The sequence below is a fragment of the Selenomonas sp. oral taxon 126 genome (genome assembly GCF_001683335.1).
Lineage (GTDB): Bacteria > Bacillota > Negativicutes > Selenomonadales > Selenomonadaceae > Centipeda.
On record NZ_CP016201.1, the window covers coordinates 850,161 to 865,638 of the forward strand.

The 15,478-nt window shown below is 54.1% G+C and carries 11 protein-coding genes and 1 pseudogene; 2 read left to right on the forward strand and 10 right to left on the reverse strand.

Features of this window, described 5'->3' with window-relative positions:
• Positions 1–117 precede the first annotated feature (117 nt).
• Positions 118–222: pseudogene (locus AXF19_RS15975) on the forward strand (secretion protein HlyD); the annotation flags it as partial.
• 90 nt (positions 223–312) lie between these two features.
• Positions 313–987, forward strand: a complete 675-nt coding sequence (locus AXF19_RS03750) for a TNT domain-containing protein (protein ID WP_084784856.1) — start codon at positions 313–315, stop codon at positions 985–987.
• Positions 988–1,111: 124 nt separating this feature from the next.
• Here the strand turns inward: AXF19_RS03750 and glpT are convergent, their stop codons facing one another.
• The 10 genes from glpT to AXF19_RS03800 all read right to left on the reverse strand — a co-directional run bounded on the left by glpT (position 1,112) and on the right by AXF19_RS03800 (position 15,293).
• Complete coding sequence (gene glpT, locus AXF19_RS03755; protein ID WP_066845247.1) at positions 1,112–2,440, reverse strand: glycerol-3-phosphate transporter; 1,329 nt, start codon at positions 2,438–2,440, stop codon at positions 1,112–1,114.
• A gap of 176 nt (positions 2,441–2,616) precedes the next feature.
• Entirely contained in the window at positions 2,617–3,246 is a 630-nt protein-coding gene (locus AXF19_RS03760; protein WP_066845253.1) for a response regulator, read from the reverse strand.
• A complete protein-coding gene (locus AXF19_RS03765) occupies positions 3,224–4,624 on the reverse strand; it encodes a sensor histidine kinase (protein WP_066845254.1) in 1,401 nt (466 codons plus the stop codon). The genes AXF19_RS03760 and AXF19_RS03765 overlap by 23 nt, the downstream gene beginning before the upstream one ends.
• On the reverse strand, positions 4,624–5,526 hold the full coding sequence (locus tag AXF19_RS03770; protein ID WP_066845255.1) for a substrate-binding domain-containing protein: 903 nt from the start codon (positions 5,524–5,526) through the stop codon (positions 4,624–4,626). Before AXF19_RS03770 ends, AXF19_RS03765 begins: the two co-directional genes overlap by 1 nt.
• Positions 5,527–5,649: 123 nt before the next feature.
• Entirely contained in the window at positions 5,650–8,763 is a 3,114-nt protein-coding gene (locus tag AXF19_RS03775; RefSeq protein WP_066845256.1) for a type III restriction-modification system endonuclease, read from the reverse strand.
• A gap of 419 nt (positions 8,764–9,182) precedes the next feature.
• Positions 9,183–11,084 (reverse strand): site-specific DNA-methyltransferase, encoded by a 1,902-nt coding sequence (locus tag AXF19_RS03780; protein WP_172837359.1) that lies wholly within the window; start codon positions 11,082–11,084, stop codon positions 9,183–9,185.
• 21 nt (positions 11,085–11,105) lie between these two features.
• Positions 11,106–12,935, reverse strand: a complete 1,830-nt coding sequence (locus tag AXF19_RS03785; protein ID WP_066845259.1) for an ATP-dependent nuclease — start codon at positions 12,933–12,935, stop codon at positions 11,106–11,108.
• A gap of 12 nt (positions 12,936–12,947) precedes the next feature.
• Complete coding sequence (locus tag AXF19_RS03790; protein ID WP_216634978.1) at positions 12,948–13,778, reverse strand: DNA adenine methylase; 831 nt, start codon at positions 13,776–13,778, stop codon at positions 12,948–12,950.
• Positions 13,779–13,939: 161 nt separating this feature from the next.
• A complete protein-coding gene (locus tag AXF19_RS03795) occupies positions 13,940–14,224 on the reverse strand; it encodes a hypothetical protein (RefSeq protein WP_237141686.1) in 285 nt (94 codons plus the stop codon).
• A gap of 145 nt (positions 14,225–14,369) precedes the next feature.
• Positions 14,370–15,293 carry a 5'-nucleotidase, lipoprotein e(P4) family gene (locus AXF19_RS03800; RefSeq protein WP_066845265.1) on the reverse strand — a complete coding sequence of 308 codons (924 nt, stop codon included), beginning with the start codon at positions 15,291–15,293 and terminating at the stop codon, positions 14,370–14,372.
• Between the last annotated feature and the right edge of the window lie 185 nt (positions 15,294–15,478).

Consider the following 15,478-nt stretch of genomic DNA (forward strand, 5'->3'; position numbering starts at 1 on the left):
ACACAGCCGCGCAAAAGGAGATACCCCGATTCGCCCAAGAATGCGGCGGCTTATTTTTAGGAATCGCTGATAAAATGAAGTCCGTCAGATTGGCGTAGATTTTTTCGTCCGAACTAGGAGGCAAACCGGACGCATAGCAAGGGCTATGTGGAGGATTTGCCGACAAAGTGCGGGCAAAAAAGATGCGTCAAGATGGCGGTGCTGAATTTATCAGTGCTTCCTTACATCATGCAGTCTTATCTTGCCTTTTTTCGTATTCTACTATATGATGAAGGTATTAAATTGTACGAATTTCCAGAAAGGAGCATTTTCATGAAACTCATCGACCGCCTCCTCCCCATGACAGCGCGTGACGCAGGAGGGCAGATGCGCCGCAATATCCTGCACGCTGTCAGCGCCGCACTCTTCGCCCTCACCGTACTTATCTCGCCGCAGATCGGCACGGATGCCGCGCCCGCCCTCGGGCAGACCGCTGCCGCCGCAGACATGCGTGCGCAGGAGCAGCCCCCCTACTGGAAGATGTACTACAACTTTGCCCCGCCGACCGATGAATTCATCGCGGAGCTTGCCGCCGAACAGGGCATGACGTACACCCTCGGCAAGGGGGGCGAGGCGCGCTTCTATGCCGATGACGGTCGCCCCATCTACCCGACCAACGACGGCGCGGTTGGTGTGATTGTGACGGTTACGCTCCCCTCGGGCGATGTGCTGACGCGCTACGGGAAGCCGACGGGTCGCTATGTCTCGCCCGACGGTATGACGTTCGAGCAGCGGGCACTGCCGAGCACGACGAGTGAGGGCGATTTTCACGTCTACTGTGTTGAGCGTCCCATCGACGGTGTGGAGAAGGGCAGGATCGCCCCGTGGTTCGGTCGCCTGGGCGGCGGCATCCAGTACAAGCTCCCCGACCGCATCGTCACACTCATGGAGGCACAGCCGCCGTTTTTGAGCGAGATGGACGAGACGGAGGAACAGGAGGCGGCGTAACCCCTGCACAGGATCATCGTTTGCTCTCTGCAAATCCGGTACACCGCCCTGCACGCAAACGCCCCGCCGCATTCGATACGAACCGAGTGCAGCGGGGCATTTTACAATATATGGATGAGAGAGGTTATTCGCGTACTTTCTTCTTTCCCATGGTCATAAAGAGGAAGAAGATGGCGAGGACGCAGGAGGCGAGGAGGCTGATGAAGCCGCCGCTCCAGCCGAAGTGGTCAACGACGAAGCCCATGTAGACGCCGGCGAAGGCGGAGCCAACGATGTAGCCCATGAGTCCCGTGAGTCCTGTCGCACCGCCCGTTGCGACGCGCGGCACCATGTCCGCCGCCTGCAGACCGATCATCATGACGGGCCCGTAGATGAGGAAGCCGATCGCGATGAGAGCGAGGTTGTCGATGAGGATGTTGCCGGGCGGGTTGAACCAGTAGACAAGGATGGCGATGATGACGAGCGCCATGAAGATCATCGTCGCGGGCGCGCGCCGTCCACGGAACACGCGGTCGCTCAGATAGCCGCTGACGAGCATGCCCGGGATGCCCGCCCACTCATAGAGGAAGTACGCCCAGCGCGAGCTCTCCTTGGAGAATCCCTTGATCGCCGCGAGGTAGGTCGGCGCCCAGTCGACAACACCGTAGCGGATAAAATAGACGAAGATGTTCGCAATGGCGAGGTACCAGAGGAACTTGTTCTTGAGGACGTACTTCATGAGTACTTCCTTTGCGGTCATCTGGTTCTCGGAGATGACGCCGTGCTCCTGCGGGTAGTCGTTCTTGTACTCCTCGATCGGCGGCAGCCCGCAGGACTGGGGTGTGTCGCGCATGAGGAAGAATGTGAGGATGGCAAGCGCGATGGAGATCATCGCGGGGAAGAAGAAGATACTGTTCCACGTGCCGAATATCGCAATACCAAGCGTCGCCAGCGGCGCGATGAGACCGCCGCCGAGGTTGTGCGAGACATTCCACCACGACCACCACGCGCCGCGCTCGGTCTGGGAGAACCACGTCACCATGGACTTTGCATAGGGCGGGTAGCCCATCCCCTGAAACCAACCGTTCATAAAGCTGAGGGCGCACATGAGCGGGATGCTCGTCATGACGCCGGGCACGACGCCGAACGCAAGCGTGACGAACGCGCTCAGGAGGAGTCCCGCCGTGGCGAAATACTTCGGATTCGAACGGTCCGAGATGTTACCCATGACGAACTTGCTGACGCCGTACGCGACAGAGAGCATGGTGAGGACGATGCCGAGATCCGCCTTGGAGTAGCCGTAGTCCTGTATCATGTACGGGATGGCGAGGCTGAAGTTCTTGCGGATCAGGTAGAATGTGGCGTACCCGATGAAGGTGCCGAGGAATACCTGCCGCCGGATCGCCTTGTACCGCTCGTCCACCATATGATCGGGCAGACGCTCGATATGGGGCGCCGGTGAGAAAATTGACATATGAATCCATCTCCTTTGCAAAATTTTTTCTACGCAAAGTATAGCGAATTCAAAATCGTCAGACCATCGGCAAAGTTCCGTTTTTTCCTCGGATTCTCCCCCATTTTCTCCTCGGAAAAACTCCGCCCCGCATCAGAAAAAATCCGATGCGGGGCGTTCTCATGGAAAACAGCACGCTACTGCAAAAGTCCGTGCCGCAGGGCGAGAGAGACCAGCTCGCTGCGTCGCGAGCAATGCAGCTTCGCGTAGATGTGTGTCTTATGTGTATCTATTGTCTTGACACTCAGGTGGAGCTGCTCTGCAATCTCGGTGATGGTGCAGCCGCGGATCAGCTCGTCAAAGATCTCCCGCTCGCGTGCGGTGAGGCAGGAGCGCGGATCCTCCTGCGGGTCGCGGAACATGACGGAGAGGAGGGACTGCTGCGCGTTCGGACTGAGGTAGCGGCGCCCCTCGGCGATCGCGCGCAGGGCGTCGAACAGCTCACTGTCCGCCGAGGTCTTGGGCAGGTAGCCCATCGCGCCGTACTGCATCGCCTTGTAGATGTACTCCTCGTCCTCGTGCATACTCAGCACAAGGATCTTCACGGCGGGGAAGCGCGCCCGTATCTCGCGGATGCAGGCGAGACCTCCCATCCCCGGCATGGAGATGTCCATGATCACGAGGTCGATCGGCTGCGCATCAAGGAGACGCAGCGCCTCCTCGCCGCTCTCCGCCTCTGCCGCCACGGTATAGGCGGGTGTGTTCTTCAGCAGCAGTTTCATCCCCGCGCGGATCAACAGGTGATCATCCACGATCATCAGGTTCATCCTGCATACTCCCCTTTCCCCCGAACTCGATCTCATATACCGTTGTCCACGTCGGCGGCTCCGCCGTGAGGTGCATCCGTCCCGCGAGCAGGCGCACGCGCTCCTCGATGCCATACAGCCCCAGATGGTTCTCCCGCCGCGCCGCACGCATCCGCTCAGCGGTGATACCGATGCCGTTGTCCTTGACACACAGCATGATCCGCCCGTCCACCCGCAGCGTGATCTGTGCGCGCGTGGCATGGGAGTGGCGCACGATGTTCGTCAGGCACTCCTGCACGATCCGATAGACGGCGAGGCTCTCCACGTCACTCGGCTCTGCGGTGATCACACAGGAGAGCCCGATATCCACTGCGTACCCGCGCCGATAGTCCGCGACGAGCTTTTCGAGCGCAGCCCCGATCCCCAGCTCGTCGAGCGCGGGCGGACGCAGCTCCACCGCGAGGTTGCGCAGGCGCGCCAGCGTGTCCGCCGTCTCGTCTCGGATCGCGAGCAGCGCCCGCTGCATATCTGCATCCTGCGTCTCGTTCGCGAGCGCGCGCAGGGAGAACAGCAGTGCTGTCAGCGTCTGCCCGCTCTCATCGTGCAGCTCCATCGCGATCCGCTTGCGCTCTGCCTCCTGCGCCGTGATGATATGCCGCAGGAGACGGTTGCGCTCCTGCGCCCCTTCCCGCAAGTGCCGCTCCATGTCGTTCATCGCATTGGCGAGGCGGCCGATCTCATCCGTCGCGGGGAACGTGATCGCACGTCCGGAGAAATGCCCCTTTGAGATGTGCTCCGCACGCTCCATCAGATGATGGAGCGGACGCGTCAGGATCTCGGACAGGCGAAAGATCAGCGCCGTCGCAAGCACGAGGATGAGCAGCGTCATCGCAAGCATCTTCAGGAGGTTTGCAACGAGGAGATCGTGCAGGGCATCCTCGCTCACGCCCACACGCACGCTGCCGAGCGCCCCGTCCTCGATCGGCCAGCGGATGTCCTGGATCGGCCCGAGGCTCGTGTCCACGCGCATGACATCCGGCTCCGCACCCGCATCGCCGTGCAGCTCACGCAGATGCAGCGGCATCCCCTTGGCGAAGGTATGCGCCATCACGCGCCCCTCCTCATCCAGCAGAAAGATATACACGACAAAGTCATTGTTACGCTTCGTCGTATGGATCAGCTCCTCAAGCGCGAACAGGTTGCCCGTCTGCAGTGCCTCGCTGCTCAGTTCTGCCACCTCCGCCGCCACGCCCTGTCCGCGCCGCTCAAGCGACGCACGCATGAGATCCGACAGCGTGACGAGCAGCAGCGCCCCCGCGAGCACGGCAAAGAGCAGCACGATCCCCAGCATGATCACCGTCAACTTGCCCGCGATACGGAGCCGCGCAAACGCCTGCATCACAGCCCCTCCTCCGTCGAAAACCGCGGGTACAGTTCCGGCTGCGGCGGCACAAATCGGTCGATGAGCAGCTGCGCCATCGCCTCCTTTGCCTCAGCATCCTCGTCCAGATGCAGGAGGATCTCCTGCACCTCATCCGCCTCCTTCAGCCCCTGCCGCGCCACCACAGGCCCCATCCCGCTCCCCGGCAGGATCTGGATCACGCGCACCGATTCCAATATCGCGGGCGCATACATCTGATAGTAGTCATACGTCAGGCTCGCGATCACGCCGCCGTCCACCAGTCCGTCTGCCACTGCGCGCAGCGAGTCGTCGTGACTGTAGGTGAAATAATAGGAGCCGAAGAACTGCTCCGGGTTCTCGCCAAGCGTCCGCAGATGCGCCCTGAGTTCCAGATAACCCGAGTAGCTGAGCGGATCCACATAGACGAACCGCCGCCCGCGCAGATCAGCAAGCGACTGCGTCTGCGCATTGCGCGGCACGATCACATAGGAGAAATAGTAGTTCGCCCCGCCTCGCTCCGGCATCGCCAGGAGGCGCACGTCCTCCTTTTTCCCGTAGACCATATAGGCACCGCTCGATAGGAATGCAATGTCCGCGTCCCCCTTTGCGAGCAGCTGGTTGATCTCTGCATAGCTCCTCCGATGCAGGAGCAGCACAGGACGCCCGAGGAGGCGCCCGATGCTGCGCACCATCTGACTCTGATAGCCCTCCGTGCGCGCGTGGTTCAGCACCGAGATCATCGCCACGCGCAACGGCGGCGTTCGCATCTCCATCTTGTACCCCGGAATCGGCTCCACCTGCTCGAAGTCGATCTGTGTCCGTTGCTCGACGTGGAGGTAGAAGAATACACCGACGAGCACCGCCAGCACCAGTCCCGTAAAAACAGATCGCCGCTGCATGATGCACCTCCTTTGCTGTGCGCAGTGTGAGAAACACTCTCTTCGTTTTCTCCTATTATAACATATTCCGCAACCGGAGAAAAAAACTGCCCCATAGAGAGGCAGGCATTTCGCATGTAGACATCACTTCATCACACGATTCATCAGCGTTTGGAAATCGTCCACACAGTCATAGACGACAGCATCACTTAGCTTTTCAAAGAGCCGCTTCACGCAGGCGATCTTTGCCTGCTCGATGGGACGCTGCTGCAGCGTCGAGAGCGAGCCCTTCGTCTCCGCGACGAAGTAGATATGCTTCACCGAGCCCTCATGAAAGACAATCGCCCAGTCCGGCGCATAGCTGCCAACCGGCGTTGGGATCTTGAACCCACGCGGCAGCTTGGCATAGCAGAGCACCTCCTCCTGCCCGTCCATCGCCTCGGCAAAACGCTTCTCCACCTGCCCGTCGGGGAAGAGATACTTCTGAATCGCCCGCTTCGCCTCGTACGCCTCCGCGAGCGGCCGTCGTTCCGTCATAAAAATACTCGAATCATAGCTGCCCACCCCCATATTGTAGGTAATGTGATCGATCACCGTCGTCGCCTTCTGCTCCAGGATGAGACAGATCATCTTACGGATGAACTCCTCGGGATTTTCACGGTACAGCGCAAAGACCGCAGGACGGATTCCGCGCAGAATCTCAGCAACCGTGCGCCGCGTGAGCGTCGTCCCCGCTGCAATACGCCCGATCAGATCATACGTCACCGTACCCACATTCGTCCTCTTCAGCGTGCGCGTCCGACTTTTCCCATAGTCGAAACTCATGCCGTCCGCCACCATCTGCGCATCCAGATCCGTCTGCTGACTGCCGTAGGTGATCGTGTATTGGAGACGGCTCACATCCAGTCTCCCGTTGATGTGATCGATCGCATTTCGGATCAGCTCCGAGGAGGAAAAATGCACCGTATACACATATTTGTGATTGATCTTTTTCCAGAGCTCTTGGAACTCTTTCCGATAAAAATGCTCATTCAGCGGATTCGGCGGTGTATTCGTCTCATTGGCATCGTGGAACATATCCCGCAGCACGCTCTCGTCGTAGATCGCCTGCACGAGGCGATGAACCCCCTCCGCCATCGGCACAAGCATCTCGGGCAGTGGCGCGAGCGTCCCCGTCGCAAGTGCCGTGCGATAGTCCTCCGTCACATGGTCATCATCGTCGATGTAGTCATGACGCAGGAGGTACTTATAGATGGCACGCGCCTGTGTTTTATCAAGCTGAACTACAGAACCATCCGCCGACTGCACCGTCTTCCCCTGGAAATACGCCTCTGACGCCGCCTTCGGACGCACGCGCAGCTCTGCCTCCATCTGCTTTTGCAGATCGCCGACAAAACCCGCATAGCTCTCGCTCGCGATCACCGTCAGCACATTCACCTCATGCACCGCATCCCCGAGCACCGTCCGATCCATCCGCTGTCCCGTCTGATCGACCGCGAGACGCAGACCTCTGCCCACCTCCTGCCGCTTCGCCGTCACACTCGCTGCGTGCTTGAGCGTACAGATCTGGAACACATTCGGATTGTCCCACCCCTCGCGCAACGCGGAGTGGGAGAAGATCACGCGCGTCGGCTCATCGAACGAAAGCAGTCGCTCCTTATCCTTCAGGATCAGATCATACGCCGAGATATCATCCGACAGATCCGAGCCGCGCCTGAGACTACTATCCACCGCGCGTCCCGTCTTCTTGTCAATGCTGAAATACCCTGTGTGTACCTTCTCTACAGGCACATCGTCCAGATATTTCATATACGCAGGGTCAAAAATGTCGCGGTTTTCGTTCATCACCGCGCGGTACTCCTCCTCGAAGATCTGCCCGTACTCCCCAAGCACGGCATTTCCGTCTGCATCATACTGACGGTACTTCGCCACCTCATCGATGAAGAATAGCGAGAGCGTCTTGATCCCACGTCGGTAGAGCCGCTGCTCCTTCTCAAAATGCGAGACAATCGTCTCACGGATCTGCACCCGCCGGAGATCCGCCTCCGACACATCGCCCTGCACATCTCCCGTATGGAGGGTTATTCCGTTCAGGAAAAGCACCGTTCCCGCAGCAGCATCGATGTGCTCTACCACATAGCCCTCATACTGCGCCATCCCGCCCGAGAGATAGCAGAGATTGTCCCCTGTAGAGACAATGCGCACCTCACGCTTCACCCCGCCCTTATATGCCACCTCGAACTCGATCCGCGCACGCGGCGGAACTTTGGGCGAGAGCACGATCTCCGCGAGATAGAGATAGCGCCCCGTCCCCGGCAGGTTCTTCACCTCGAACCCCTTCACCTCGATCTTCTTCACCAGACGCGCATTGTAGGCATCCACCGCATCCAGCACATAGACGAGATTGTGACGCTCCGCGTGCGTCGCCGAATAGTTCAGCGTAAAGAGCGGGGCGAACTGCGCGAGCGCCTTCTGCGTCACCGAGTCCTTTTTCCCCATCTTCTGCGGCTCATCGAGAATGAGGATCGGACGGTTCGCCGCGATCACATCGATCGGACGGCGCGAGCCGAACGCATCGCGCTTCGAGTAGATGATGCGCGCCTCCTTGTTCCCGCCGCGTCCCTCGATCGACTTCTCCTCGTTCAGCGAGGCAGCGAACGCCTGCGTGTTGATGATCATCACCGAGAGCCCCGCATCGGCAGAGAACGCATCCAGCTGATTCAGATTCGCACTGCTGTAGACGAAGAACCGCGCCTTTCGCCCGTAGTGCTCCATGAAATGCTCCGCCGTCATCTCAAAGGACTTCTTCACGCCCTCGCGGATCGCAATGCTCGGCACCACCACGATGAACTTGCTCCAGCCATAGCGGCGGTTCAGCTCGAACATCGTCTTGATATAGACATACGTCTTGCCCGTCCCCGTCTCCATCTCCACATCCAGCGCGCACGCGCCGAGCGGTGCAGAGATCGTATCAGACAGATGGAGATTGCGTGCGCTCTGCACACTGCGGATATTCGCGAGCAGCTGCTCCTTCGTCAGATGCACCTCCTCATTGCGAAAACCATCGTCCGCCTCCGCCGTGAGAAGGGGTGCATTCGCATAGCTCTCCTGCACGGACAGCAGATTCCCCTGTGCAGCGCCCGTCCCCACATCACGCAGATACGTTGTGCGTGCAGCGTACGGCTGCCCGTCGAACACGCTGACAACCGCCTCCACCGCATCCGTCTGGTACGGCTGCACCGTAAAGTGAAACTTCATCAGAGCATCTCCTCGCCGAAATATTCTCCACAGTACAACAATAAAAAAGGCAGCTCCACGCTGCCAGATATGATATAATGAATGCAAGCGCTATCACAAATGGTAGGCGGTCGTTCTCAGCCCCTGTATCATAAAGGGGGCATGCCTATGGGACCATACGAATTTCTTTCGCTGGTATTCCTCGTTACGATCTGCATCGTAATATCGAAGGCATAAGAAACCCCGCCTCGTAGCTGCTAACTTCAGGCGGGGATCTTATCTCAATCGGAAATTAGTGGGGCTGACCGTTTACCGATAGCGCCCTTTCTATCTCTATTATATGCAGAGCAGCACAATACGTCAACGAAAAAAATACAGAAATACGTCTTCTGCACTGCTATTTCGCCTTTTTGCATATTTCAATATTTCAAAACAACAGCTCAGAGCACCCTCCGCACCGTTGCGGGGCTGTACGCCGCAAAGAGCTGGTCGAAATTCGTGAGAGCACTGTCGTCCGCCATCGAGGCATCACGGAACACCGCATAGTACGGCTTTCGCTTGGCGATTGCCGTTACCGCCTCGTCCGTCACCGCGCGGTCGAAACACGCGAGGAGGAAGCCGTCCGCGACGTTAAAGACGCGTTTCCCCGCGATCTCCTCCACCGTAATCGGCGCCGAGAGCGGGATGCCGAGATCGAGCATCGTCTGAACGAGCAAATCCTCCGGCGTGCGATCCGCCTTGACATTGTCCACCTGCGCGAAAAGCCCGTCCTGCGTCACCGCATCGGGCGCATAGTAGACATCGGTCATATTGCTCGTATCGAGCCGCAGACAACGGAATCCGAGGTCAAGCTCTGCTGCCTTCTCGCCCGTCTCAGCCGCGATCTTCGCCCCCGCGCGGCGAATGCGCTCCTTGCCGATCTCGCAGATATTCCGATAGCCCGCTTTGTAGGCTGTGCCGCCCTCGTCCGTCGCCTCGGGCAGCTGCACCATGATGAACTTACGAGACCCTCCATCCTCGGCGTTCCGTGCCATGAGTGCGTGCGCCGTTGCTGCCGACCCCGAGAAAAAATCCAATACAATGGAATCCTTCTTCAGATTTGCAAGTGTAAGGAGACGTGTAAGAAGGCGCACAGGCTTCGGACCATCGAATACTCCCGCATCAAAGAGTTGAGTAACTTCCTTCGCCCCCTCCTGACTGTGCCCGACATCTTTATAAAACAGAATCGAAGTGGGTGCCATCCCGTCATACTTCAGTTCGGACAGAAATCTCTTAATACATGGTACGCCGTTACCATCCTCCCCGAACCAAATCCGATTATCATGGAGTCTCTCTAAAAATTTATTTTTAGAGAGCCTCCAGCAGCGTCCTGCTGGAGGCTCTATTACTCGCCCCGAAGGGGCGGTAATTTGATAGTCATTTTCGGCAGTATACGTTTTGACAGACATATCACTTGGTTTCCATATGCCTCTCGGATCATTATCGGGGTTTTGATAGCGCGCATTCGCCTCCTCCGTGCGTGGCAGACGCCCGATCTGAAAACTGTTAATATCACGCGCATACATGAGCACATAGTCATGACTGTTGGAGATATACCTTGCGTCATTTTTTGGCGCATAAGCCCGTTCCCAAACAAGTTCCGCAATAAAATTTTGCTCGCCGAAAATCTCATTGCAAACCTTCTTGAGATTCTCCTGCTCGCTGTCATCAATACTGATAAAGATAACGCCATCCTCCGCAAGCAGACTCTTTGCCACCTTGAGACGCGGATAGATCATATTCAGCCAGTCTGTATGGAAGCGCCCGTTGCTGTCCAGATTCTTTTTGAAATCATAGACCATATTTCCGTACTCATCATAGGGAACATTCGCCGCAACGAAATCCCCGCCCTCCATCGCAAAGTCATCATCGTACACAAAGGCATCATTCCCCGTATTATACGGCGGATCGATATAGATCATCTTCACCTTGCCGAGGTAGGTCTCTTGGAGCAGCTTCAGCACATCGAGGTTATCCCCCTCGATGTAGAGATTCTCGCTGTCGAATCCGCCCGCCGTACCGTCCCGCCCGATACTGTCCTCCACGATGGGGCGTAGCGTCGCATGGATCGGCGCATTCGCCGCAAGGATCGCCTGCCGCTTGTCGGGCCATGTGAATGCATAGCGCTCCTCGCGCCCCTCCACGATCTCGCGCGCGAGCTCCTGCCGCAGCACATCGAAGTCGATCGCCTGCACGGCCTTCCCGTCCCGCATGACCTCCGTCAGAGCATTCGGGAACAGCCGCCCCACCGCCTCGATATGCGCCGCCACGTTGTCCCTGCTGTGCATCTTCAGCTTATCCATTACAATCTCACTTTTCTAGTCCTATATGTTTTTGATCATCTTACTATATGTCATTTGAAATGCACGATCAAACTTCTCAAAAAACAATATCAACTCTTCTATAGTAGAATAGTCGCCGTAGTAGTAGTTAAGCAGGTTTGTTGCATCTATAAACGCCCATACCTTTCCATTTTTCTCAATATCTCCAAAAATATTTTTTAGATCATCATTATTAAAGTCCGACGCAAGATCTACAAACCATGACCGAATTTTGGAGGCAGTATACAAAGCGGTTTCTTCCTGTTGATCAAGAGTACGCCAAAAAATTGTATGATTAGTCTCCACATTCATTATCTGATACATCATTCTATAAAGGAACGATTCCGGGGCGAAATAATCGGGAAAGAAGCATATATTGTTCCTCTTTGTTTCTCTATCAGATAGGTTATCCTTATGAGGATCATATTTCCTGTCCAAGTATTCTCTTATTTTGGGTTTGTGCTCTGTTTGCTTATGACGAGCATCTCCATCCAATAGAAAGATGACTTGATCAGAATAGGGTCGATCTGCCTGAGAAAACCTCAATAATTCTTCGCAGCCAAGAGATGTTACAATGGGGTTAATTAAGCAAGCCGCATGACGATATTTCTTGATATTTTCAAGTCTACATTTTATTTTAGAGGCATATTCCTGCAAAACATTTCCTCTCAGCGTCCCCTTTTCTTCCAATGTACTACATTGATGATAAAGTGCTCCAACAAGCATATTAAAAAGATGTTTTCCAACCTCATCCTCAAAATATACTTTGGGTTTTGGTTTTTGATACGTCACTTTTCCCAATAAATCAGCTTTCAAAAATTCATATAACTGTTGAACCGTGACCATAGGTGCAGATGGATTTTTTAGATACACAACTCCATAATCATTCGGATTTTTCTTGTGTTTTCCCAATAATTCCTTCAACACCGTCAACGAGTGTGTAGTCACAACAAATTGGATATTTAATTCATTAGCCAACTTATCCATTAAATCCAATAGCCGTATCTGAGTGTCCGGATGTAATGAAACTTCAATCTCGTCAATACAAATAAGTGCTCCATTGTAATTGTCTTGCTGTGATAAAATATAAATATCCACAAGCGCACTAATAATATTTCCGAGATTATCCTGCCCGACAGACTTACCAAGTGCAGGTGTGTTCTCCATTTCCATATGTAACGAAGACCGTGTGCTTGCTTCCTTATCTACAATGCTAAGATCCCCATCCTGTTTAATGCTCCCTGGCATAACGGAATTGTACCAATCACAAAATTTTGTATGCGCCTTGCTGTGATAAAGCTTGTTATTTCTTCGAACCTCTTTAACACTCACAGATTCCTTACGTTCACCTAAAGGATATAATCTAGAAATACTCAAATAAATAGTCGGTATAGGAATCCTGGCCGCTCCTCCCACATTGAAATTTTCTTTTGCTATAAGCTCTGCTTCCTTTATGGTCATATCATCCCTCTCCTTGTTAGAGGTTCTCGGAATAATACGAATACCACGATTTGACTCTGTATCATTCTTAAAAGTCAGGCACTTAAGAACTGTTTCATCTGTATTGTCACTGCCATAACGCAAATAAATAGTATAGTCATCATAGGCTTCTTCAGGAGAAATATAAAAGAAGTCATAAAACTTTGGTTGAAAATTGCCTCCAAAGGCAGAGCTTTTACCAAGTCCTGATCCAGAGGCAATTAACGATATAAGATTGGACTTACCGACACCATTCTGCCCACTTATCACAGTGATTTTTCTACTTATATCAAATTCCACATCATGAAAACTCCTAAACTCCTCAACTTTTACATGTTGAATTTTTGTTCCCATTTTTCTCACCTCTTAATCTATAATATCTCGTAAGAGTGCCTGCCCCTCACACATGGACAGTTCTGATTCCGTAGGAATCATATCATTCCTGCGAAAGATCATGATCTCATCCACTCTTTTTTTTGTCCCGGCAGAATATGACCACGCCAACCTTCTACATGATCGCTCTCGATACAATTCTAAAATTTCGTCCTTAACATCGTATGTAATAACCCAGTCCACATTATCAAGTCGAGAGATTTGCTCACTAATACGAATATGGTCACTATATCTAAAAAAATTCATATATAACTCATGACCTTTTGCATAATATGGTGGATCAAAATAAATCAGTGCATTATCGAAGTGCTTAGGCGCATAATGGATAAGGAAGCTGTTAATATCTTTATTATAAAGATATATACTGTTTTTTCGTATAGCTATCTCCTGTATCCTCTTAATAAGAGCACCTCTGTTAAATCGTGCATCCATTCTCCATTTGCCACATTGGTCTTTCCCGCCAATAACGCCACCTTTAATAATCCCCGATCGATTCGTTCGGTTTAAATAGAATGTAGCAAATCCTAAATCATAACTATATTTTTGAGATTTTTCCATATATATTGTTCTTTGTCTATGCCATTCATCCATATTCAAAGGAACTGAAAGAACATCAGAAGTAAAACGATCTGTCTCTGTTAAAATAGCTCTCCAAAACGAATAAATTCCCTTGTCCAAATCATTGATTACAATTTTTGAAACAATATTATTTAAGAGCAGATTGATCGCAATTCCAGCTCCGCCAGCAAACGGTTCAATATAAGTTCCATTCATATGTCCAGTCTTCCGGATTAAAACCTCCATGAAAGAGGATAGCTTTCCTTTTCCCCCAGGATATCTTAAAGGTGAATATATCATGTACTAGCCCTCCAGCAACAATGTCTAATTATATAAATTACACTGTAATACTTTTAATTCCTGCACAAGTTCAATATTTTTCTTTGGCTGTTTCTCCTAGCAGATCTTCACCTCAAGCGCAGGCGCACCTCGAACTCCGTGCCGTAAAGGCTCGTCTCACGCGAGATGCGCGGGATATAGAACTCGCGCTTCTCCTTTGCTGCCTTTTCCCGAATAAATGTGGGCGAGGTGAAGAGGAAGCGGAACTCCTCCACGGACTCCAACTGCTCCCGCAGCTCCTGATACGCATACATGGAGAAACACGCCGCCGCAATGGACACTCTGCTGCCGCGCACAATCTCTGCCCGCAGATCGTCGCGCACCGTGTTTGTGACGTTATCGAATATCTTCACTCTGCTCCACCAAATCTTTCCCATAGAGATTGGCTCGATCAAACTTTTATCCCTATTATAACATATTTCAAAGAAATCAAAAGAGCCCGCCCCTGCTCCCTTGTGCAGCAAGAGAGCAGAGACGGGCTCTTTTCATTGTGTTCTGTTACTCCGTCAGCGTCTTTACATAGAACTCCTCGCGTGCCTCGGGGCTCATGGTCATGTAGTCCTTGGCGAGGGCACTGACCCAGGAACCGTAGGCGGGGTTCGGGAAGACGATGTAGCGCGTGCCGAAGTCGGCGCGTGCATTGTCGATGAGGGCGTTGCGCTCATCGCGCGTCTTGCCCTTCGTGCCGAGCGGCAGATCGCCCGCATTGTCACCCATGTAGACGACGACATCGTAGTCTGCGGCGATCTTGTCAAAGCGCGGCTGCTTGTCGCTCTGTGTCCGATCCTCCATGAGGAGGACGTGCTCCGCGTCCACGGAGGGGAAGCCGAGTGCCTTGAGGTTCTCGATGGTCGGCTCGTAGTTGACTTCGCTCCAGCGGTTGCTGACGTAGAAGATGGCAACGCCGCGCCGTGCGACTTCGTTCAGGAAATCCGCCGCACCCGGCAGTGCCTCGGAGCGTCCCTCGTGCACGGTCGCGCGCCACCAGAGCGCATCATAACGGCCGTTGCCCGCGGCGGCAGCCGCTGCCATGGCGCGTGTGTTGTCCGTGACGGTCTCGTCGCAGTCGAGGACGATGGCGAGCGGCTTGCCGCTGCGCGCAGCGGGATTCGCCTGTGCGCGCGCAATCTCCGCGAGTGCCGCATTGTAGCCCTGATAGCAGAGCGCACGGTATTCTGCCGACGTGCGCATCCAGAGGAGTGCCATGTACTCGGCATCGGCAAGCTGCTGTGCGCTGATCTCCTCCTCGGTGAGCGGCAGGGGCATCGGTGCGTCCTGTACGTTCTGTACGTTCGCACTTCCGCCCGTCTGTGTCACGGGGGAAGCCGCGTACACCGCACTGCCGCCGAGCAAGAACGCCGCACTGCCGAGGGCAATCGTCTTTTTCCACGGATTCTTCCACTGGATGTTCCATGTGTTCATTGTGAAATACCCCTTTTCTTTAAGGAATCGCTGAGCAAATCAGCCGCGCCATCTTGACGAACTTCATTTTATCAGCGATTCCTATATCAAAATTTTCAACCTATTATAACATAAATTCTGAAATAAAAAAGAAGGGACGATTGCACGCAGCTAAAAACTTCGTGCAACATTCTCTTCTTCGTGCC